The organism is Methylobacterium segetis (assembly GCF_004348265.1).
GTDB classification, from domain to species: Bacteria; Pseudomonadota; Alphaproteobacteria; order Rhizobiales; family Beijerinckiaceae; genus Methylobacterium; species Methylobacterium segetis.
On record NZ_SMNT01000050.1, the window covers coordinates 1 to 19,884 of the forward strand.

At 71.3% G+C, this 19,884-nt stretch carries 17 protein-coding genes and 1 pseudogene; 13 read left to right on the forward strand and 5 right to left on the reverse strand.

All coding sequences use genetic code 11. The annotated features are described in order from the left end of the window. Positions 1-212, forward strand: a pseudogene (gene prfB, locus E1J50_RS14135) (peptide chain release factor 2); the annotation flags it as partial. Positions 213-243: 31 nt separating this feature from the next. On the opposite strand, the gene E1J50_RS14140 reads toward prfB, so the two are convergent. Beyond that, positions 244-1,386, reverse strand: coding sequence for a M23 family metallopeptidase (locus E1J50_RS14140; RefSeq protein ID WP_132254479.1), 1,143 nt, complete (start codon positions 1,384-1,386; stop codon positions 244-246). A 172-nt stretch (positions 1,387-1,558) separates the two neighbouring features. Continuing rightward, positions 1,559-2,026, reverse strand: a complete 468-nt coding sequence (locus tag E1J50_RS14145; RefSeq protein WP_132254480.1) for a peroxiredoxin — start codon at positions 2,024-2,026, stop codon at positions 1,559-1,561. Positions 2,027-2,164: 138 nt separating this feature from the next. Between E1J50_RS14145 and E1J50_RS14150 the strand changes: the two genes are divergently transcribed. After that, positions 2,165-5,614, forward strand: a complete 3,450-nt coding sequence (locus E1J50_RS14150) for a YhdP family protein (RefSeq protein ID WP_132254481.1) — start codon at positions 2,165-2,167, stop codon at positions 5,612-5,614. Between the two features lie 5 nt (positions 5,615-5,619). On the opposite strand, the gene tyrS is transcribed toward E1J50_RS14150, so the two are convergent. After that, complete coding sequence (gene tyrS, locus E1J50_RS14155) at positions 5,620-6,897, reverse strand: tyrosine--tRNA ligase (RefSeq protein ID WP_132254482.1); 1,278 nt, start codon at positions 6,895-6,897, stop codon at positions 5,620-5,622. A gap of 144 nt (positions 6,898-7,041) precedes the next feature. Here tyrS and E1J50_RS14160 point away from each other — a divergent pair, with 144 nt between their 5' ends. Continuing rightward, complete coding sequence (locus E1J50_RS14160) at positions 7,042-8,175, forward strand: anhydro-N-acetylmuramic acid kinase (protein ID WP_132254483.1); 1,134 nt, start codon at positions 7,042-7,044, stop codon at positions 8,173-8,175. Between the two features lie 10 nt (positions 8,176-8,185). After that, the gene (locus E1J50_RS14165) at positions 8,186-8,845 is read left to right on the forward strand and encodes an MrcB family domain-containing protein (protein ID WP_132254484.1); all 660 of its coding nucleotides are present in this window, start codon (positions 8,186-8,188) and stop codon (positions 8,843-8,845) included. Here E1J50_RS14165 and E1J50_RS14170 read toward each other — a convergent pair. Beyond that, positions 8,817-9,677, reverse strand: coding sequence for an EamA family transporter (locus E1J50_RS14170; protein WP_132254485.1), 861 nt, complete (start codon positions 9,675-9,677; stop codon positions 8,817-8,819). The two genes, E1J50_RS14165 and E1J50_RS14170, sit on opposite strands and share 29 nt — an antisense overlap. Before the next feature lie 201 nt (positions 9,678-9,878). Here E1J50_RS14170 and aroC point away from each other — a divergent pair, with 201 nt between their 5' ends. The 4 genes from aroC (at position 9,879) to E1J50_RS14190 (ending at position 13,650) form a co-directional block, all read left to right on the forward strand. Next, positions 9,879-10,985, forward strand: a complete 1,107-nt coding sequence (gene aroC / locus E1J50_RS14175; RefSeq protein WP_132254486.1) for a chorismate synthase — start codon at positions 9,879-9,881, stop codon at positions 10,983-10,985. A gap of 29 nt (positions 10,986-11,014) precedes the next feature. Beyond that, positions 11,015-12,091 (forward strand): 3,4-dihydroxy-2-butanone-4-phosphate synthase, encoded by a 1,077-nt coding sequence (ribB, locus tag E1J50_RS14180; RefSeq protein ID WP_132254487.1) that lies wholly within the window; start codon positions 11,015-11,017, stop codon positions 12,089-12,091. A 73-nt stretch (positions 12,092-12,164) separates the two neighbouring features. After that, on the forward strand, positions 12,165-13,184 hold the full coding sequence (locus E1J50_RS14185) for a class I SAM-dependent methyltransferase (protein WP_165937869.1): 1,020 nt from the start codon (positions 12,165-12,167) through the stop codon (positions 13,182-13,184). Between the two features lie 82 nt (positions 13,185-13,266). After that, positions 13,267-13,650 (forward strand): nuclear transport factor 2 family protein, encoded by a 384-nt coding sequence (locus tag E1J50_RS14190; protein WP_132254489.1) that lies wholly within the window; start codon positions 13,267-13,269, stop codon positions 13,648-13,650. An 8-nt stretch (positions 13,651-13,658) separates the two neighbouring features. Here the strand turns inward: E1J50_RS14190 and E1J50_RS14195 are convergent, their stop codons facing one another. After that, positions 13,659-14,588, reverse strand: coding sequence for a histone deacetylase family protein (locus E1J50_RS14195; RefSeq protein ID WP_132254490.1), 930 nt, complete (start codon positions 14,586-14,588; stop codon positions 13,659-13,661). Positions 14,589-14,854: 266 nt separating this feature from the next. On the opposite strand from E1J50_RS14195, the gene E1J50_RS14200 reads away from it, so the two are divergent. The 5 genes from E1J50_RS14200 to E1J50_RS14220 all read left to right on the forward strand — a co-directional run bounded on the left by E1J50_RS14200 (position 14,855) and on the right by E1J50_RS14220 (position 19,801). After that, positions 14,855-15,289 carry a hypothetical protein gene (locus tag E1J50_RS14200; protein WP_132254491.1) on the forward strand — a complete coding sequence of 145 codons (435 nt, stop codon included), beginning with the start codon at positions 14,855-14,857 and terminating at the stop codon, positions 15,287-15,289. A gap of 192 nt (positions 15,290-15,481) precedes the next feature. Beyond that, positions 15,482-16,807, forward strand: a complete 1,326-nt coding sequence (locus E1J50_RS14205) for a GGDEF domain-containing protein (RefSeq protein WP_132254492.1) — start codon at positions 15,482-15,484, stop codon at positions 16,805-16,807. Between the two features lie 152 nt (positions 16,808-16,959). Further along, entirely contained in the window at positions 16,960-18,963 is a 2,004-nt protein-coding gene (locus E1J50_RS14210) for an acetyl-CoA carboxylase biotin carboxylase subunit (RefSeq protein ID WP_132254493.1), read from the forward strand. A gap of 16 nt (positions 18,964-18,979) precedes the next feature. After that, complete coding sequence (locus tag E1J50_RS14215; protein ID WP_132254494.1) at positions 18,980-19,411, forward strand: gamma-glutamylcyclotransferase family protein; 432 nt, start codon at positions 18,980-18,982, stop codon at positions 19,409-19,411. A gap of 105 nt (positions 19,412-19,516) precedes the next feature. Continuing rightward, complete coding sequence (locus E1J50_RS14220; protein ID WP_132254495.1) at positions 19,517-19,801, forward strand: acylphosphatase; 285 nt, start codon at positions 19,517-19,519, stop codon at positions 19,799-19,801. Positions 19,802-19,884: the final 83 nt, after the last annotated feature.

Sequence of the window (19,884 nt, forward strand, 5' to 3'; positions counted from 1 at the left end):
ATGCCGAGGCCGCCGCGAAGACGGATATCGGCTGGGGTCACCAGATCCGGAGCTACGTGCTGCAGCCCTATCAGCTCGTGAAGGACCTGCGCACGGGGACACAATCGACGAGCCCGGACGACGTGCTCGACGGAGACATCGACCCGTTCATGGAGGCCTCGCTCGCCCAGCGCCTCTACGGCGGCGCCGACGCGGTCGAGGACATCGACTGAGGAACGGGGCGCCTGGGCCCCGCTCCGGCGCTCAGGGCGCGTTGAATTGCCACGCGTCGAGGTCGGCGCCGGCCCTGAGGAAACGTTGCGGATCGACGGGCTCCCCGTCGATCCGGGTCTCGTAATGCAGGTGGCTCCCGGTCGAGCGGCCGGTCGACCCGACGCGGCCGACGACGTCGCCGGCCCGCACCCACTGGCCCGGCGTCACGGCCAGGCGCGCCAGATGCGCGTAGCGCGTGACGACGCCGTGGCCGTGGTCGATCTCGACCATGTTGCCGTAGCCGCCCGCCGGTTCGGCGGCGGTGACGTGCCCCGACGCGGTGGCGCGCGCGGGCTCCCCGAATTCCGCTTTGAGATCGAGCCCGGTATGGAGCGCGAGCCCTCTGGTGAAGGGGTCGAGACGCGTGCCGAAGGCGCTCGACAGGCTGAACGCGCCGAGGATGGGGCGGCGCAGCGGCAGGTCCGCGGCGATCCGGCGCAGACGCTGCTCGTCGCCGCGCGCCCGCTGAGCCTGGGCGAGCGCCAGGGCGAAGGGGTCGCCACTGACCGGCACGAGCGGGCCGCCGAGACCGGCCGCGGGACGCTCCAGGCGGTGCGGTTCGAGGCCGGTCCGGGCGACGAGATTGCGCAGGCGCTCGGCACCGCGCCCGGCCCGAGCTGCGATGCGGCCGAGGCTGCGCGTCTGCGCCTCCGTGAAGCGATCGAGCGTCCGCTCCAGCCAGGCGAGCCGGATGCCGGCGTCGCGGGCGGAGCGGCGGCCGGGACCCCCGTCGCCGGGGCGGAGTTCTCGATCGAGCGGACCCGCGTCGGGCAGCGCACCGGTCCGGGACGGGTCGGGCACGCCATCGCCGACAAGGTCCGCGATTGCCGCCTGTCGGCGCTCGAGCCCGGCCTGACGGTCGGTCAGGGCCGAGAGGCGGCTCTCCACGCCGTCGATATCGGCGACGCGCTGGGTGGCGGCGCGGTCGAGGCTCGCCTGCAGGTCCAAGATCCGGGCCTCGTAGGCGGCGCGCATCGCGACCTGCCGCTCCACGAAGCGCGCCAGCACGGTGTCGTGGAAGACGAGGACATAGGTCGCTGCCGCGGCCCAGAGCGTCGTGACGACGAGGCCGATGCCGAGCGCGATCCGTCCGGCGCGGAGCGGCGAGGTGGCGGCCCGAAAGGTGAGTGGCATCGAAACCGACCGGCGAGGCGAGCCGGCATTAGGCAACGATCAAGGTTAACGAACCGAGAAGGAAAGGTCAGGGAAGGCGGCGCGCCCGGCGGGCCATGCCCTCGCGAGACAGGTTCTCCGCCGGGCGGTTCCTGCGCCCGGCCCGCTCTCGCTGCCCGGGGCGGCCGGGCGTCTATCCGAGGTCGCGGGCGGCCTGCAGCACCTCGTCGGCATGGCCCGGCACCTTCACCTTCGGCCAGATCCGCGCGATGCGGCCCTCGCGGTCGATGAGCATCGTGGTGCGCTCCACGCCCATGTATTTGCGGCCGTACATGCTCTTCTCGGCCCAGACGCCGTAGGCTTCGAGCATCGTCTTCGCCTCGTCCGAGGCGAGGGGAAAGGCGAGGCCGTACTTCGTCCGGAACTTGTCGTGGCTCTTCACCGAATCGGGCGAGACTCCGATCACCCGCGCATCGGCGGCGGAGAACGCCTCGAGGAGACCGTTGAAGCCCTGTGCCTCGAGCGTGCAGCCGCTCGTGTCGTCCTTCGGGTAGAAGTAGAGCACGACCTTGTGACCCTTCAGGTCGGCGAGACGGATTGTCTCCGCGCCCGCGCCGGGCAAATCGAAATCGGGGGCGGGATCGCCGGTCTCGAGGGCCATCGTGCCTTCCTTTCGGCCGATTATGAGTGTGGGGTGCGGAGCGCCATCCGCGAGACGCCCGAACGGCGGCAATGAAACACGGATGTCCCTCGATCCTCTAGGCCGAGTGGGCAAGCCGATCCAGCGGTCAAGGTTCGAATGGTTGAGGATACCGCCCAGGGAGTTCGGCCGAAGCCGCCGGCCCGTGGCTGGGGGGGCATCTGCCTCCTGACGGCGCTCTGCCTCGTCTTCGTCCTCGGGCTCGGCATCGGCGTCGCCCTCCTGCGCCTCACCTACGGCCCGCTGCGGATCGACGGTCTCTCCACGCAAGTCGCCTCGGCGATCGCCGACCGGATCGGCCCCGGCTGGAAGATCACGCTGCGCGATTCGGCCCTCGAACTCGACAGCGAGCGCTCCCTCGCCCTGCGGGTGGCCGGGCTCGACATTCGCAATCCTCAGGGCGCACTCGTGGTGCGGGCGCCCCTCGCCGTCGTCAGCCTCGACACCTGGAGCCTGCTGCGTCTGGCGGTGCAGCCGCGCTCGATCGAGTTCCGCGACCTGCAGATGACCGCGCTCGTGCACCGGGACGGCTCGATCGCCTTCGCCGCCTCCGAGCCCGCCCATCCCGGCGAGGCCAAGCCGCACACCCTGCCGAGCGTGGACCCCGCACGCGGCACGGTCTCCCCGCTCTCGGCGGCGGTGGCCTCGATCTTCGGGGTGGTGCTCGATTCGGCGGGCGTGGTCGGCGCCCTCGACCGGGCCCGGATCACGAACGCCCGTCTCACGCTGGTGGACGACGACGCCCGCGAGCGGGCGGTGTTCGAACGGGTGAACGGCCTGTTCGGGCGCGACGCCACGCAGGAGGCCCGCATCTTCGAATTGCGCATCGACGGGCCGCACGGCGAGTGGCGCTTCGGCGGCAACCTGCGCGAGGCCGGTGGCCCGAAGCGGACCGGCATCATCACCCTCGACGATCTGCCCGTGACGGACCTTCTGCTGCTCTCCGGCCAGTCGCGGCTGCCCGTCACCACCGACCTCAAGCTCTCGGCCAAGGCTCATGTCGCCCTCGACGGCGGGCGCATCGAGGCCATGACGGCGACCCTGCGCACGAGCGACGGCAACCTCCTGATCGAGGAGAAGGACTTCAACCCCGTCACGATCGAGAGCGTTCAGGCCAGCGCGAGCTGGGACGAGGCGAACCGGGCCCTCAAGCTCGACGCGCTCGACTATCTCGGCGCCGGCAACGCGGTGCATCTCACCGGCGCCTGGACCGAGAGCCCGGCCGGTGCCGACACAGCCTGGACCGCGACGCTGACCGGGCGCGACGCGGTGCTGCGGGGCGCCAGCGCCGCCGACAAGCCCGTGCGGATCGCGACCCTTGAGGGGCGCCTGTCCGGCCGCGCCGGCGGCATCTCGATCGACGATCTCGCCATGACGGGCGACACGTTCGGCGGGCGCATCACCGGCACGATCGGCACGTCTGGCGACGACGACGGGCTCACCCTCCACGTGACAGCCCAGAACGCCGACGTGCGCACCGCGCTGCGCCTCTGGCCGGAGCACATCGCTCCGCCGACGCGGAACTACCTGTCGGACGAGCTGCGCGCCGGCCGGGTCGACAATGTCGATATCGCCGTCGACATGTCCGCCGCCGAGCTCGCGGCCGCCACCCGAGGCGACCCGATGCCGGACAACGCGGTGCGGATCGCCTTCGGCGTCTCCGATGCGACGCTGAACGTCTCCGCGGACGCACCGCCGCTGACGAAGGGCCGCGTGAGCGGCGTGATCACCGGGCGCACCACCACGATCCGCGGCGTCACCGCCGACATTCGCGTGTCCGAGGGGCGCAGCCTCGCCATCACCGACGGCAGCTTCGTCATCCCCGAGATCGCGCCCGACAGGGTCGTGGCGCAGATCGGCTTCCACCTGGGCGGGGGCGCGGACGCGCTCGCGGCGCTGCTTCAGACCAAGATGTTCAAGAGCCTCGCCAACGCCGACCTCGACCCGGCGACCGTGCGCGGCAACGCGGATCTTCGCATCGACTTCCCCCTGAACCTGAAGCACCTGCCGGAACTCGCAGACCTGCCCGTGGTGCTCGGGGGCACCCTCACCGATCTCTCGGTGGACAAGGTGTTCGGCAAGGAGAAACTCGAGAGCGGCAAGTTCGCGGTGGGCTACGACCGGGGCGGCTTCTCGCTCAAGGGCGACGGCCGGATCGGCGGATCGCCGATCTCGGTGGATCTGCGCCAGCCGAAGGCCGGGGGATCCGGCGAGGCGCTGGTGAGCCTCACCCTCGACGAGGCCTTGCGGGTGCGCAAGGGCCTGCCGGGCGCGCCGCAGCTCTCCGGGCCGATCGCGGTCAAGGCCGTGGTTCCCGTCGGACGCTCGGGATCGGGCAAGGGCGCCGTGCGGGTCGAGGCGGACCTCGCGAGGGCCGGCATCGACGGCCTCGTGCCGGGCTTCGTGAAGCCCGCCGGAAAGCCCGGGCGCCTCACCTTCAACCTGATCGACAACGGGCCCGGCAGCCCGACAGACTTGCGCGACATCGTGCTCGACGCGGCGCCCGCGAGCGCCCGCGGCAGCGCCGTTCTCGGGGCCGACGGGGGCATCGACCGGGCGGAATTCACCACCCTCAAGCTCTCACCCGGCGACGAGATGCGGGTGAGCGTCGAGCGCAGCGGCGCCGGCTACCGGGTCGGGGTCAAGGGTGCCGTGGCGGATGCCCGGCCCTTCCTGCGCTCGCTGTCGAGCCCGGACGGCAAGTCGGCGAAGGATGCGGGCGCGAAGGAGATCGAGGCGGATCTCTCCCTCAACATCCTGACCGGCTTCAACGACGAGGCGCTGACGGCCGCAAGCCTCAAGCTGTCGATGCGCGGGCGGGAGGTTCGCCAGGCGAGCTTCCAGGGGCGCTTCCGCTCCGCGCCGTTCACGGCGAACATCGCCCGCGGCGAGCGCGGAGTGCCGGTCCTCAACGTCGATTCGGCGGATGCCGGGGCGACGCTGCGCTTCGTCGACGTCTATCGCCGGATGTATGGCGGTCGCCTCCTCCTCAACGTCGCGATGAACGACGGGCCTCAGGCCGGCGCGGTCAACATCCGCAACTTCGCCCTGCGCAACGAGCCGGCCCTGTCGAGCATCATGGCGCAGGGACCGGCGAGCAGCGAGGTCACGGATTCCCGCGGGCGCCGGCGCGTCGTGCAGGGTCAGGCGAGCGACGTCAGCTTCGACCGCATGCGGGCGAACTTCGTGCGCACGGGCAGTCGCGTGGATTTCGCGGACGCGGCGATCTCCAACGCCGCGATGGGCTTCACGCTCAGCGGCTATCTCGACACGGGCCGCGAGCGCACGGACATCAACGGCACCTTCGTGCCGCTCTACGGGCTCAACAACGTGGTGGCGCAGGTGCCCCTGTTCGGTCCCCTGCTCGCAGGCGGGCACAACGAGGGCCTGTTCGCGGTAAATTTCCGCGTCGCGGGCAAGCTCGGCTCGCCCGACGTGAGCGTGAACCCGCTCTCGGCGGTCGCACCCGGCTTCCTGCGCAAGCTCTTCAGCGCCGGCGGCGGGCCGGACGCCTTCGCGGACGGCGTCCCGGCGGCGAGCGAGCGCTAGGCGCCTCAGCCGACCCGCAGCAGGACGTGCTTCTTGCGCCCGAAGGAGAGCTTGATCACGCCCTCTCCCGTGAGGTCACCCTCGCGCAGCACGGCACGCTCGTCCGTGACAGCCACGTCGTTCACCCGCAGGCCGCCGTTCTTGATCTGGCGCCGCGCCTCGCTCGTCGAGGGGACGAGCCTGGCATGCTCGGGCCCGAAGGCGGTGAGCACGCCGAGGCCGGCGGAGAGGAGATCGCGCGAGACGGAGACGGTCGGGAGGTCGGCCGCGAGGCTGCCCTCCACGAAGGTCTTCCGCGCGGTCTCGGCGGCGGCGGCGGCGGCCTCGCGCCCGTGCATGAGGGCGGTCGCCTCGGTGGCGAGCACCTTCTTGGCCTCGTTGATCTCGGCACCGGCGAGGGCGCCGAGCCGCGCGATCTCGTCCATCGGCAGGAGCGTGAAGAGCTTCAGGAAGCGGACGACATCGGCATCCTCCGTGTTCCGCCAGAACTGCCAGTAATCGTAGGGCGAGAGCATCACGGCATCGAGCCAGACCGCGCCCGCGGCGGTCTTGCCCATCTTGGCGCCCGACGCCGTCGTCAGCAGCGGGCACGTCAGCCCGTAGAGCTGCGGCGTGCCGAGCCGCCGGCCGAGATCGATGCCGTTGACGATGTTGCCCCACTGGTCCGAGCCGCCCATCTGCAGGATGCAGCCGTAGCGGCGGTTCAGCTCCACGAAGTCGTAGGACTGGAGGATCATGTAGTTGAACTCCAGGAACGAGAGTTCCTGGTCGCGCTCCAGCCGCATCCGCACGCTGTCCATCGACATCATGCGGTTGACCGAGAAGTGGCGCCCGATGTCGCGCAGCATCTCGATGTAGTTGAGCTTCGTCAGCCACTCGGCATTGTCGACCATCCGGGCGCCGTTCCCGTCCTCGCCGAAGGTGAGGAAGCGCGCGAAGGTCTTCTTGATGCCCTCCTTGTTCTCCTCGATCTGATCCAGGGTGAGGATCTTGCGCGTCTCGTCGCGCCCGGACGGGTCGCCGACGCGGGTCGTGCCGCCGCCCATCAGCGCGATCGGCTTGCCGCCGGTGGCCTGCAGCCAGTGCAGCATCATGATCGAGAGCAGGTGGCCGACATGGAGCGAGGCCGCCGTGCAATCGTAGCCCACATAGGTCGTGAGCCGCCCCTCCAGGGCCGCCGCGTCGATCCCCGCGAGGTCCGAGCCCTGGTGGATGTAGCCGCGCTCGGTCAGGATCCGCAGGAAGTCGGATTTCGGGCTGAAGCTCTCGGGGGCGGTCGTCATGGCGCGGTCGGATCTCGATGGGTGCCGGGCGCGGGGCGTCGCAGGCGGGACAGGATCGCGGCCCGCGTGCTAGCTCCTGCGTTTGGGCACGGATGGCCGCGCTCTTAGCAGGGCGGCCGGCGAAAGGCACGGGGGCGGGACGGCATGGCAATGATGCGCGCGATCGGGCTGATGAGCGGCACCTCCCTCGACGGCGTCGACGTCGCGCTCATCGAGACCGACGGCGAGCGGGTCAACGTCGTCAAGGGCCACAACAACTTCCTGGAGCCGCTGGGGCCGACCGGCTATCGCGGCTACGCGGAGGAGGAGAAGGCGCTGCTGCGCGCGGCCACCAAGGACGCGGAGAGCGTGACCGTGCCGGAGGACCGGCCCGGCCGCCTGCCGGAGGCGGAAGCCTTCGTGACGCAGGCCCATGCCGAGGCGGTGGAGCACTTCCTCGCGGAGAACGGGCTTTCGGCCGCCGACATCGACGTGATCGGCTTCCACGGGCAGACCGTGATCCACCGGCCCGACCACCGCATCAGCACCCAGATCGGCGACGGGCAGGCGCTCGCGCGCCGGCTCGGCATCGCCGTCGTCTCGGACCTGCGGCGGGCCGACATCGAGGCGGGCGGGCAGGGGGCGCCCCTGGTGCCGATCTTCCACAAGGCCCTCGCCGAGGCTTCGGGCTTCGACGGCCCGTTCGGCATCCTCAATATCGGCGGCGTGGCGAACGCGACCCTGATCGACTCGAAGGGCGGCGTGATCGCCTTCGATACCGGCCCCGGCAACGCGCTGATCGACGAGTGGATGCAGGAGCGCGAGAACAAGAACCTCGACGACGGCGGCCGCACCGCCGCGCGCGGCCGCCCGGACGAGTCGCTGCTCGCGTGGCTGCTGATGCACCCGTTCTTCGTCCGCAGACCCCCGAAATCGCTGGACCGGAACTGGTTCTCGCACAAGCTCGCCGGCCAGCTCTCGACGGAGGACGGCGCGGCCACGCTCACCGCCTTCACGGCGCGCGCGGTGGCCCGTGCCCTCGACCATGCGCCCGAGGTGCCGACCCGCTGGATCGTGGCGGGCGGGGGCGCCCGCAACGGCGAGCTGGTGCGCCTGCTGCACTACCATCTGCGCGCCGAGATCACGACCGCCGACGCGATCGGATGGTCCTCGGCCTATCTCGAGGCGCAGGCCTTCGCGCATCTCGCCGTGCGCTCGCTGAAGGGGCTGCCCATCACCTTCCCGTCGACCACCGGGGTGCGCGAGGCGATCAGCGGGGGCGTGCTAGCGCGGCCGTGACGCGGCGCCGATGAGCCTCGGCCACGCGCTCGCGCGGATCATCGCGGAATACCCGGAGGCGCGGCTCGACCCGCCGGCGAACCATCCCCTCGGCTCGGTGCTCCGCAAGGGAGCCCCGGACGAGGTCAGACGGATCCTCGGGGCGGATGCGGGGCTCCTCGTCAAGGGCAGCGCGGGCCGCGGCGCGCACTGGGCGAGCGTGCCCTGGATCGCGGTGCTCGACCCGGCCGTCACCACGAGCCCGACCCGGGGCTACTACCTCGTCTACCTGGTCCCGGCCGCTGCGGAGGCCGTGCATCTCGCCCTTGTCCAGGGCACGGTCGCGGCCCTGCGGGAGCACGGCGCCGGGGCGCAGGCGGCTCTGCGCGCCTCGGGCGAGCGGCTGCGCGGGGTGCTCGCCGATTTCGCCGGGCGGCTGCCGGTCCGGGAGATCCGCCTCGGCGGCGGGGGCGAGCTGCCGGGCGGCTACGAGGCGGCCCACATTCTCGGCCTGACCTACGGGATCGGGGCGCTCGGCGACGAGCGGCGGCTGCGGCGCGACCTCGAGACGGGGCTTGCCGCCTACCGCGCGCTCAAGGCCCGCGGGGGCCTCGCGGCGGTGCCGGGACGCGATGTGCGCGATCTCCCGCGGGATGATCGCGTCACCGTTTTCGGGCACCCCAAACGTTGATCGCGATCCCGAGGAGAATCAGGCCGGCGCCGGCCGCCTCGACGGGGCCGAACGGCTCGCCGAGGAGCAGGCTGGTGCTGGAGATGCCGACCACCGGCACCAGCAGGGCGAAGGGCGTCACCGTCGCGGCGGGGTAGCGGCCGAGCAGCCGGTTCCAGAGGGCGAAGGCGACGATCGTGGTCGGGTAGGCGATGAACAGGACCGCCGCGAGCGTGCGGGCATCCGCCCGGGCGAGCCCCTGCACGATCGCGTCCGGCCCCTCCAGCACCAGCGACAGCAGGAGAAGCGGCGGCGTCGCCGCGAGGCTGCCCCAGATCACCAGGGCCAGCATGTCGATGCGGCCGGCCGACTTCACGATGATGTTGGCGCAGGCCCAGGCGAGCGCCGCCCCGAGCACCATCAGCAGCGGCCCGAGCAGCGCGTGCTGTGCCTTCCACACCCCGATGATCCCGACGCCGAGGGCGCCGACGAGGGCGCCGGCGACCTGCAGCGCGGTCGGCCGCTCGCCGAACACCGCGAAGGCGAGGCCGATCGTGAAGAAGACCTGGGTCTGGATGATCAGGGAGGAGAGGCCCGCCGGCATGCCGTGGGCGATCGCCAGGAAGAGCAGGCCGAACTGCACGACGCCGAGGGAGAAGCCGAAGGCCACGACGATGCGCGCGGGCGCTTTCGGCGGCCGCACGAGAAGCACGCCCGGGAGGGCGGCGAGCAGGAAGCGGAGGCCCGTGAGCAACAGCGGGGGCAGGGTCTCGAGCCCGACCTTGATCGCCACGAAATTGAGGCCGAGGAGGGTCACGACGAGGAGGGCCGCCAGAACATCCCGCAAAGCCATCCCGATACGCTCCCCCGACACGCTTCCGGCCCCGAATCCCCGCGAGGGACCTGCCCCATCCCTACGCCCGCCGTCGAGGGACGGTTTCGCCGGCCGGCGCGGACCTGTCCGCCCGGGGCGGCGATACGCATCCGGAGCAGGGCGGCCCGGCGGCCGATCGGATTTGTGGGCCGCGCGATCCCGCGCTAGAGCGGGCGAGCCATGTCCCACAACACATTCGGCCATCTCTTCCGCGTCACGACCTTCGGCGAGAGCCACGGGGTCGCCCTCGGCTGCGTGGTCGACGGCTGCCCGCCCGGCCTGCCGCTGGAGGCCGAGGAGATCCAGGCCGAGCTCGACCGGCGCAAGCCCGGCCAGTCGCGCTTCACCACGCAGCGGCGCGAGCCCGACCAGGTGAAGATCCTGTCCGGCGTGTTCGCCGACGACCGCACCGGCGGGCGCCAGCTCACCACGGGCACGCCGATCGCCCTGGTGATCGAGAACACCGACCAGCGCTCGAAGGATTACTCGGAGATCCGCGACAGCTACCGGCCGGGCCACGCCGACTACACCTACGACGCCAAGTACGGCATCCGCGACTATCGCGGCGGCGGGCGCTCCTCGGCCCGCGAGACGGCCGCGCGCGTCGCGGCCGGCGCCGTCGCCCGCAAGGTGCTGCCCGCGGGCGTGACGATCCGCGCGGCCCTCGTGCAGATGGGGCCGCACGGGATCGACCGGGCGAACTGGGATTGGGAGGAGGTGGCCCGCAACCCGTTCTTCTGCCCGGACGCGACGGCGGCGGCCGCCTACGAGACCTATCTCGACGGCATCCGCAAGGACGGCTCCTCGGTCGGCGCCGTGATCGAGGTGGTGGCCGAGGGCGTGCCCGCGGGGCTCGGCGCGCCCGTCTACGGCAAGCTCGACGCGGATCTCGCCGCCGCCATGATGTCGATCAACGCGGTCAAGGGCGTCGAGATCGGCGACGGGTTCGCCTCGGCCGCGCTCCGGGGCGAGGAGAACGCCGACGAGATGCGCGCCTCGAACGACGGGCGGCCGGCCTTCCTCGCCAACCATGCGGGCGGGATCCTCGGCGGCATCTCGTCGGGCCAGCCGATCGTCTGCCGATTCGCCGTGAAGCCGACCTCCTCGATCCTGACCCCGCGCCGCTCCGTGACCCGCGACAACCGCGAGGTCGACCTCGTCACCAAGGGCCGCCACGACCCCTGCGTCGGCATCCGCGCCGTGCCGGTGGCCGAGGCCATGATGGCCTGCGTGCTCGCCGACCACTATCTGCGCCACCGGGGGCAGGTGGGTGGCGCGTTCCGCTAGAAGCGCCCGTTTCGAAGAAGAGTCCGTTCGTGCCCCATACCAGCGTCACCGAAGCCATCGAGGCGTTCAGCCGCGGCGAGATCGTCGTCGTCACCGACGACGACGACCGCGAGAACGAGGGCGACCTCGTCGTCGCCGCCTCCCTCTGCACGCCGGAGAAGATGGCCTTCATCATCCGCAACACCTGCGGCATCGTCTGCGCGCCGATCACGCAAGGGGAGGCGCGGCGCCTGCGCCTCGACCCGATGGTGGCCTCCAACGACGCGCCGCTCGGCACCGCCTTCACCGTCACGGTGGACGTGAAGCACGGGCTCACCACCGGCATCTCGGCCGAGCAGCGCTGCAACACGGTCCGCGCGCTGGCCAACGGCAACATGGGCGCCTCGGATTTCGTGCGGCCGGGCCACGTCTTCCCGCTCATCGCCCGGGACGGCGGCGTGCTGATGCGCTCGGGCCATACGGAGGCGGCCGTCGATCTCTGCCGGCTCGCCGGCCTGCCGCCGGTCGGGGTGATCTGCGAGCTCGCCAACGACGACGGCACCGTGATGAAGGGGCCGCAGATCGACGCGTTCTCCGACCGGCACGACCTCCGGCGGGTCTCGGTCGCGGACCTGATCGCCTACCGGCAGTCCCGCGACAAGCTGGTGGAGCGGGTGGGAAGCTTCCCCGTCCGCACCGAGTTCGGCGAGATGACGGGCTACGCCTACACGACGCCCTTCGAGTCGATCCAGCAATTCGCCTTCGTGCACGGCCGCATCGGCGACGGGCGCGACGTGCTGGTGCGCCTCCACCGCTCGAACGTGGTCGCCGACGTGATCGAGGGCGGCAAGCTGATCGAGAGCGTGATGGCCCGCTTCGCCCGCGAGGGACGGGGCGTCCTCGTCTACCTGCGCGACGGCACGGCCGGCGTGCCGCTCTCCCGCTACGCGGAGGAGGGGACGGAGGCGCAGCGGGTGCGCCAATGGCGCGAGGTGGGGCTCGGGGCGCAGATCCTGCGCGACCTCGGCGTGGTCTCGATCCGCAATCTCTCCGCGTCGTCGCGCGCCTATGTCGGCCTGTCGGGCTTCGGCATCGAGTTGCTCGGCGAGGAGCCGCTGGAGGGTTAGAAACGGGATCGAACGGCCACGCCGGCGAGGTCCCGGCTCCGGCCCTGGCGAACATCCGGGGGGTTCAGCATCCATGATCGGATCCACGAGCATCCCGGCTTGCCCGATCTGCGACGAGCCGACGGAGGCCGTCGAACAGGAGGCCCGATCCTACAAGACCGGCCCTCCATACCGGCTGCGCTCCTGCCAATACTGCGATCTCCAGCATGCCGGCACCCTGAGCGTTCCCGACGACCTGTACGATCACATCTACGCCAACGTGTCCCGCATTCCCGGCTACAACCGGTATGCCTGGTATCAATCGGAGATTGCGAAGCAGGCGCGACCGCTGCACTGGCTCAGCGAGCAGGAGCCAGCCTATTGGTTCATCCGCAGGGAGTTGGACAAGCTCCCGAAGCCGGCCTCCGTTCTCGAGATCGGCAGCGGATTGGGCTACCTGAGCTTCGCCCTCGCTCGCGAAGGCTACGACGCGACCGGCATCGACATCAGCGATCAGGCGGTCTCCCGAGCGCGTGCGCTGTTCGGGGATCTCTACGCGCGCAGAGATCTGTTCACCCTCGCTGCCGATCCTGACCGATACGATGCGGTGATCCTGACGGAGGTCATCGAACACGTGACGGAGCCGATCGCGTTTCTCGAAGCGGCGTCCGCATTGCTCAAGCCGGGCGGCCCGGTTCTGATGACGACGCCCAACAAGTCGGCAGCGCCCCTGAACGCCTGCTGGAAGACGGAGAACCCGCCCGTCCATCTCTGGTGGTTCTCCGAGACGGCGATCCGCCAGATGGCGCGGCGTGCGGGGCTGAGCGTCAACTTCTGCGACTTCACGCCGTTGTACACGGGCAGGGAGCCGGAGGCCGGCCGATCCCGGCTCGCCGGACAACCGGCATGGCTCGACGAGTCGGGAAACGTGACGCAAGCAGCCCTCGACTGGTTGGCCAAGGACGACAGGCGGCAGGGGCTGACGCGGAGACTGCGTTCGCTGGTGCCCCACCTCCATCGGGCGGCGCTCCATGCCAAGCGTCGACGGCGCTCGTCTGCGCTGATCGCGCAGCGGAGTCCGACGATCGGGGCGATCTTGCGGAAGCGGCCCTGATCGGGCCTTCGGCGGATGGGGCGCGTGATAGGATCCGGCCGCGAATCCAGATCCGACGCCGGGTGGTCCGAGGCGAGACATCATGGCCGACGCCGCGCAGAACAAGGCGACCGTGATCGCCTTCTACGCATTGATGTTCAACGATGGCCGGCCGCGCGAGGCGATCGAGCGCTATGCCGGCGACGAATACATCCAGCACAACCCGCATGTGGCGACCGGCAAGGACGGCTTCATCGCCTATTTCGAGCGCATGGCGCGCGAATGGCCCGGCAAGCGGGTCGAGGTGAAGCGGGCGGTCGCGGAGGGCGATCTGGTCGTGCTGCATTGCCTGCAGCATTGGCCGGGCGACCAGGATTATGCGGGCATCGACATCTTCCGGCTCGACGACAGGGGCCGGATCGTCGAGCACTGGGACGTGCTCCAGCCCCTGCCGGAGAACTCCGCCAACCCGAACGGGATGTTCTGAGGGCTCGGTCAGCGCCCGAGCAGCGCGTCCACGTGGGCGGCGGCCGAGCGCGCCAGACCGTCCAGGCTGTAGCCGCCCTCCAGCACCGAGACGATCCGGCCGCCCGCGTGCCGGTCCGCGAGGTCCATCAGCTTGCGCGTCGCCCAGGCGAAATCGGCGTCGTCGAGGCGCAGGTTCGCGAGCGGGTCGAGGCGATGGGCGTCGAACCCCGCCGAGATGATCACGATGTCCGGCCGGAACGCCTCCAGCCGGGGCAGGATGCCCGCCTCGAACGCCTCGCGGAAGACGGCGCCGTCGTCATTGGGGCGCAGCGGCACGTTCACGATCGTGTCCCTCGCGCCCCGCTCCGAGGCGGCACCGCTGCCGGGAAACAGGGGCATCTGGTGCGTCGAGGCGTAGAGCACGCTGGCATCGTCCCAGAAGATGTCCTGGCTGCCGTTGCCGTGATGCACGTCCCAATCGACGAGGGCGACCCGCTCGGCCCCGTGCGCCCGCTGGGCGTGGCGCGCGGCGATCGCCGCGTGGTTGAACAGGCAGAAGCCCATGGCGGTGGCGCGCTCGGCGTGGTGGCCGGGGGGCCGCATGGCGACGAAGGCGTTGGCGCACTCGCCCGCCATCACCGCGTCGACCGCGTGCACGGCGCCGCCCACGGCGCGCAGGCACGCCTCCAGGGTGCCGGGCGACATCAGCGTGTCGGAATCGATCTGGACGTAGCCCTCCGCGGGCGAGGCCGCGACGATCGCCTCCACGTAGGCCGCCGGGTGGACGAGGGTCGCGACCTCGGCCTCGGCCAGCGGGGCGAGGCCGCGCACCAGCCCCGCGAAACGCTCGTCCTCCAGGGCCCGCTCGATGGCCCGGATCCGGTCCGGCCGCTCGGGATGGCCCGGCGGGATCTCGTGGTCGAGGGCCGCCGGATGGCTCATGTACAGGGTGCTCACGCGGGTCCTCCCGGCGGCGGTCCCTCCGGCGGTCCGCTCGCGACGCGTCGGTGCGGGACGCGGGGCGACTGTGCCACGGAACGTGGGCGGCGGGCTATGTCGAAGACGGGCCGGCAAGAAACTCGAAACGCTGCTTCGTGAGCACGCTTTAACCTGAACGCCAGTTCAGACTCGCCCGTTAACCGCCAAGTCGAACCGCTTCCGCATAGTCCAATTCAGACAGGGACACAGACCGGCGCAAGCAAAAGCCGGGGGAGCATCAAGACATGATCAACGCTTCGCTGCAGGATTTCTGTAACCGTATCGCCGCCGCCGGCCGCATGACGGCCGCCGACCTTCGCATCCTGGGCGGTGAGCTGCTGCCCGATGGCCTCACGACCCGCGACGAGGCGGACCTGCTGATCGCCCTCGACCGGGCGCTCGGCGGCTCCGTGCCCGCCTTCGCCGATTTCCTCGTCGCCTCGTTGGTCGATTTCGCCGTCTGGGGCGAGCGGCCGACCGGCTACGTCAACGCCGAGACGGCGCGCTGGCTCGCGGCCTCGATCGGCAACGGGCGCGGCCCGACCACGACCGGCGCGCGCATCGCCGTCGAGATCGTGCGCGAGGCGCAGGCGAGCGACGAGACGCTGGTCGCCTTCGCCCTCGCCGCCAACCGGTGCACGCTGGAGAGCGCGCCGGCCGAGAACCGGCGCGCGGCCTGAGCAATCCCTGCGACGCGCCGTCGGCATGGCCGCCGGCCTGAACGAAAAATGCCGGCCACGACCCGTCATGGGCGCGATGCTGAGCGAAAACAGATGCGGATCCCCGCATGGGCGGCCCGGACGCGGCGGCGATCGTAACGGATCCCCCTAGCGTATCGCGGATACTCACTGTCCTGAGATCGGGCAGGAACGATGATCGGAGGCTTCTCCCTCAGTGCGGACGATCGGGAACGGGTCTCGCCCGGCCCACGCTCGTCGCGCTTCGCCATCCTCGACGGGCTCGATGCGGCGGGCCGCGACGAACTCCTCGCCGAGATCGACGCGCTCCTCTGCAGGCGCGTGCGGGACATCAGGCTGCGGGGCCGCCTGCGCGACATCTACCGGGCCGCGAGCTGGCCGCACCGGAGCCGGACGATCCGCTTCTGGCTGCTCTGGGTCTCGGTCTTCAGCGCCGTGACCTGCCTGCTCGACTACGTGATGCAGCCGGCGCTTCTCGGGGTCTCCCTCGTCTTCCGGGGCGTCTTCATCCCGGTCGTCTACGCGGCGCTCGCCTTCCTCTGGTCGCGGCCGCGGGCGCCCGTGATCGAGGGGCTGACGCTGCCGCTGACCGTGGGCGCCATGATGGTGGTGGCGGAGATCCTCGGCAACGCGGGCGGCGGGGATCTGCACGAGCGCTACCTCATGGCGGGGTTGTTCGCGACCTCGACCGCCATCGTCGTGTTCCCGCTCGACCAGCGCTGGACGATCGCCGGGACGGTCGTCGTGATCGGCCTGTTCCTCGCCTTCGGCCTGACGAATGCGGATGTCGAGACCAAGGTGCCGATCCTCGAGACGATCTTCTTCACCTTCGTGATCGGCTGCCTCGTCCCGGCCCGGCAGGCGATGAACACCGTGCTCGAGCACGCCTACGTGCTGAGCCTGCGCACCCGCATCCAGGCGGAGGCGCTCGCGGCCGCGAATGCCCGGCTCGCGATCCTCGCCGACACGGACGGGCTGACCGGGCTGCCGAACCGCCGCGCCTTCCAGGCCCGCCTCGCCCGGGACTGGGCCGAGCAGGCGGCCCGATCGGGCCGCGTCGGCGCCATCCTGATCGACGTCGACCACTTCAAGCGCTTCAACGACAGCGCCGGCCACGCGGCGGGCGACCGCTGCCTCGTCGCCGTGGCCGAGGCGATCCGCGCCGCGGTGCCGGGCACCGCCCTCGCGGCGCGCTACGGCGGCGAGGAATTCGTCGCCCTGGTGCCGGGCACCGCGCCCCGCGCCCTCGCCGACATCGCGGAGCGGATCCGGGCCGGGGTCACCGCCCTCGCGCTGCCCCATCCCGGCCTGCCCGAGGGACGCTGCGTCACGGTCAGCGTCGGCGTCGCGCTGGCCGTCGCCGACGGCGAGATCGCGGGCGCGGAGGCGCTCCTGCAAGGCACGGACGCAGCCCTCTACGAGGCCAAGGCGCGCGGGCGGGACCGGGTGGTCGCGCTCTGGACCATGCCGGCCGCGGCCGGGGACGTGCGGGCCGCCTGAACCGGCCCCCGACGCCCCGGAGGGAACCGCGCGGCGCGAATCCCGCGCCTTCCCACGAAGGTCGCCTTCCGAAACGCGCGCAAGTGCTTTAACGGGGCAAAGCTTGGGTGCATGCCCGCCGTTGCACTTCCCCGGATTGAATACGGTATTCGATGTTCGAGAAAATCCTGATCGCGAACCGCGGCGAGATCGCCTGCCGCATCATCAAGACGGCGCGCCGGATGGGCATCAAGACCGTGGCGGTCTACTCGGACGCCGACCGGGACGCGGTGCACGTCGCGATGGCGGACGAGGCCGTCCATATCGGCCCGGCGCCGGCCGCCCAATCCTATCTCCTGATCGACCGCATCATCGACGCCTGCAAGAAGACCGGCGCGCAGGCGGTGCATCCGGGCTACGGCTTCCTCTCCGAGCGCGAGGCCTTCCCGAAGGCGCTCGCCGAGGCCGGCATCGTGTTCATCGGCCCGAACCCGGGCGCCATCGCCGCGATGGGTGACAAGATCGAGTCCAAGAAGGCGGCCTCCGCCGCCAAGGTCTCGACCGTGCCGGGCTTCCTCGGCGTGATCGATTCCCCCGAGCACGCCGTGACCATCGCCGACGAGATCGGCTACCCCGTCATGATCAAGGCGTCGGCCGGTGGCGGCGGCAAGGGCATGCGCATCGCCCACTCGGCGGCCGAGGTGGCGGAGGGCTTCGCCCGCGCCAAGTCCGAGGCGGCCTCCTCCTTCGGCGACGACCGGGTCTTCGTCGAGAAGTTCATCACCGATCCGCGCCACATCGAGATCCAGGTGATCGGCGACAAGCACGGCAACGTCATCTACCTGGGCGAGCGCGAGTGCTCGATCCAGCGCCGCAACCAGAAGGTGATCGAGGAGGCGCCGTCCCCGCTCCTCGACGAGGAGACCCGCCGCAAGATGGGCGAGCAGGCGGTCGCGCTCGCCAAGGCCGTGAACTACGATTCGGCCGGCACCGTCGAGTTCGTGGCCGGCCAGGACAAGTCCTTCTACTTCTTGGAGATGAACACCCGCCTGCAGGTGGAGCACCCGGTCACCGAGATGATCACCGGGCTCGACCTCGTCGAGCTGATGATCCGCGTCGCGGCCGGCGAGAGGCTGCCGCTCGCGCAGGGCGACGTGAAACTCGACGGCTGGGCGGTGGAGAGCCGCGTCTACGCCGAGGATCCGACCCGCAACTTCCTGCCCTCGATCGGCCGGCTGACCACCTACCAGCCGCCGGAGGAGGGGCGCCGGGGCACGGCGATCGTGCGCAACGACACCGGCGTCGAGGAGGGCGGCGAGATCGCGATCCACTACGATCCGATGATCGCCAAGCTCGTGACCTGGGCGCCGACCCGCGCCGAGGCGATCGAGGCGCAGGGAGAGGCGCTCGACGCCTTCGCGATCGACGGCATCCGCCACAACATCCCCTTCCTCTCCGCCCTGATGGCGCATCCGCGCTGGCGCGAGGGCCGGCTCTCGACGGGCTTCATCGCCGAGGAATTCCCCGAGGGGTTCGTCGCACCCGAGCCGCGGGGCGAGATCGCCCGCCGCATGGCCGCGGCCGCCGCCGCGATCGACCACAAGCTCAACCAGCGCAAGCGCGGCATCTCGGGCCAGATGCGCGATCCCGGCCTCCTCAGCTTCGAGCGCGACCGCGTCGTGATCCTGGCCGGCGAATCCTATGCCGTGACGGTCGATTCGGACGGCGACAACCTCGTCGTGACCGAGGCCGACGGCACGCCGCTCACGGTCGCGACGACGTGGCGGCCGGGCGAGCCGGTCTGGTCGGGCACGATCGGCGGCGAGCGGGTCGCGATCCAGGTGCGCGGCCTCCTCAACGGCGTCGCGCTCCAGCACGCGGGCGCGGCGGCCGAGGCCCGCGTCTTCACCAAGCGCGAGGCGGAGCTCGCCGCGCTGATGCCGGTCAAGGAGCAGGCGGGCTCGGGCAAGCAGGTCCTCTGCCCGATGCCCGGCCTCGTGAAGCAGATCCTGGTCAAGGACGGCCAGGAGGTGAAGACCGGGGAGCCGCTCGCCATCGTCGAGGCGATGAAGATGGAGAACGTGCTGCGCGCCGAGCGCGACGCCACGGTCTCCAAGATCCACGCCAAGGAGGGCGACAGCCTCGCGGTCGACGCCGTGATCCTGGAATTCGCCTGAGGCGCAGAGCGGCCCCTTGCCGCTCTACTTCGCCTACGGCGCCAACATGGACGCCGCCGCGATGGCGCTGCGCTGCCCCGCCTCGCGGCTGGTGGGGCAGGGGCGGCTCAACCGGCACCGCTTCATCGTGATGCGAGAGGGCTACGCCTCCGTGGTGCGGGACCCCGCCCGCACCGTCTGGGGCGTGCTCTGGGACCTCGCCCTCGCCGACATCCCGGCCCTCGACCGCTACGAGGGCGTCGCCTCGGGGCTCTATCTCAAGGCGGCGCAGCCGGTGACGACGCAGGCGGGGGTCAAGCGCGCCCTGATCTATCTCGGCCGCAGCGTCGCCCCGGGCGTGCCGCGACCCGGCTATCTCGACGCCGTCCTCGCCGCGGCCGAGGCGGCGCAGCTTCCGCCGGCCTACCTGAAGGAGATGCGCGCCTGGGCGCGCGGCCCGGCGCCCTGAGGGGCGGACCCCGCCCGGGCGGCGTTCTCATCGCGCCCGCCGCGTGATACCCCACCCGCCGCCGGAGCCGGGACCCCTCCGCCCCGCGCAACCCGGGAGCCGCTCTTGAGCGAGACCAGAACCGTCGACGTCGTGATCAGCGGCCGCGTGCAGGGCGTGGGCTTTCGCGTCTGGACGCAGCATCAGGCGCAGCTGCACGGGCTGACCGGCCATGTGCGCAACCGCGACGACGGGGCCGTCGCCGCCACCTTCTCGGGGCCGGCCGAGGCGGTCGGCGCCATGCTGAAGGCCTGCGAGGCGGGGCCGCGCGGGGCGCGGGTCGATTCCGTCGAGGTGACGGAGCGGCCGGGATCCGGGACGTTTCCGGATTTCGAGATCCGCGGCGCCTGAAGCCGCCCCCGCGCACGGCTCCCGCACTCGACAGGGGAGGCCCCGCCGGGCTAGCGAGCGGCGGCGCGCTGCCCGACATCCGG